The sequence below is a fragment of the Micrococcus sp. APC 4021 genome (genome assembly GCF_030407635.1).
Classification (GTDB): domain Bacteria; phylum Actinomycetota; class Actinomycetes; order Actinomycetales; family Micrococcaceae; genus Micrococcus; species Micrococcus luteus.
In genome coordinates, this window is record NZ_JASDCZ010000219.1 from 1 (window position 1) to 1,266 (window position 1,266).

Annotated in this window: 1 protein-coding gene and 1 pseudogene; both read left to right on the plus strand. The window is 75.0% G+C overall.

The window, feature by feature from the left end:
• A pseudogene (locus QL983_RS11270) lies at nt 1–276 on the plus strand (pyridine nucleotide-disulfide oxidoreductase); the annotation flags it as partial.
• Nucleotides 277–357: 81 nt separating this feature from the next.
• The gene (locus QL983_RS11275) at nt 358–993 is read left to right on the plus strand and encodes a TIGR03085 family metal-binding protein (protein WP_101965499.1); all 636 of its coding nucleotides are present in this window, start codon (nt 358–360) and stop codon (nt 991–993) included.
• Nucleotides 994–1,266 lie beyond the last annotated feature (273 nt).

Genomic DNA, 1,266 nt, shown 5'->3' on the forward strand with positions numbered 1-1,266 from the left:
GACTCCCTGGAGACGATCAAGCATCTGATCGAGGACGAGCCGGGGCTGTGGACGGCCCAGGAGCCGTCGGAGGAGTCGGTGATCGAGCTGCTCGAGTCCCGTGAGGTCCCGTACACCACGTGGGCCGGTTGGCATGCTCTGGATGACCATGAGAAGTCCCTGGGTGCGCAGGCGACGCAGGCCGGTCCGGTGGCGCGGGAGCGGGTGAAGGTCGTGGACCGGGAGGAGATGACCCGCATCTCCCGGGAGAGCGTCCTCCTCGGCGCCGGAGGCTGAGTCCTCCCGTCGGGCGGATTCGCGGCCGCGGCGCGGCCCACCCCTCGCCCGCGCCGCGGCCCGCTCCCTACCGTGGTGCCCATGACCACCTTCGCCGCAGCCGAACGCGCCCGTCTCGCTGACCTCCTGCTCGAGAAGGGCCCCCACGCGCCCACCCTGTGCGGCGGCTGGAGCACCCGCGACCTCGCCGCCCACCTCTGGCTGCGGGAGAGCCGGCCCGACGCCTTCGCCGCCCTGTTCATCCCGCCGCTGTCCCGCCACCTCGACCGCCTGACCGCGGACACCAAGCGCCGCGACTACGCCGAGGTCGTGCGGGAGTGGGCCGCGGGCCCGTCGGCGCTGAACCCCATGCGGGCGGCGGACAGGCACGTGAACGCGGCCGAGCACTTCATCCACCTCGAGGACGTCCGGCGCGGCGAGTCCGCGACCGGCGGCTCGCTGCCCGCCCCGCGCCCGTTCTCCCCGGACGAGGAGGACGCCCTCTACCGCTCGCTGCGTCGCATGGCCCCGCTGTTCCTGCGCACGTCCACGGCGCCGGTGGTCCTCCAGGGCCCGGGTCGCGCCCCGGTCACCGTCACCCGTGGGGCCGTGGCGCTGCGGGCGCCCGTCACGGTGACCGGCGAGGTCGGGGAGCTCCTCCTCTGGGCCTCGGGCCGGGACGCCGTGCACGTGGAGATCGACGGCGACGCGTCGGCGGCCGTGCGCACCGCCCTCTGACGCGCTCCGGCCCCGCGGCCCCGGGCCGGCGCAGCGTCCACTACACTGGCGGGCACAGGCGTCGACCCGGCCATCACCGGCGAGCCTCCGGAAGAACGGGCCGCACGGCCCCAGTAGAACCGGACGGGTAAGCCCGTCACAGCAGTCATCAAGCGGCCGGCACCCCGGGGACCTCCCGACGCCGGCAAGCAAGGTGGTACCGCGTCCGCGGCCGGCCGGAGGGTCGGGCCCTCGGGCGTCCTTGCACGGAACCGACGCCCCGGACGCAAAGGA

Bases quoted from the DNA above. Each gene is read 5' to 3' on its own strand.
- QL983_RS11275 (WP_101965499.1), top strand. From the start codon at position 358: ATGACCACCTTCGCCGCAGCCGAACGCGCCCGTCTCGCTGACCTCCTG.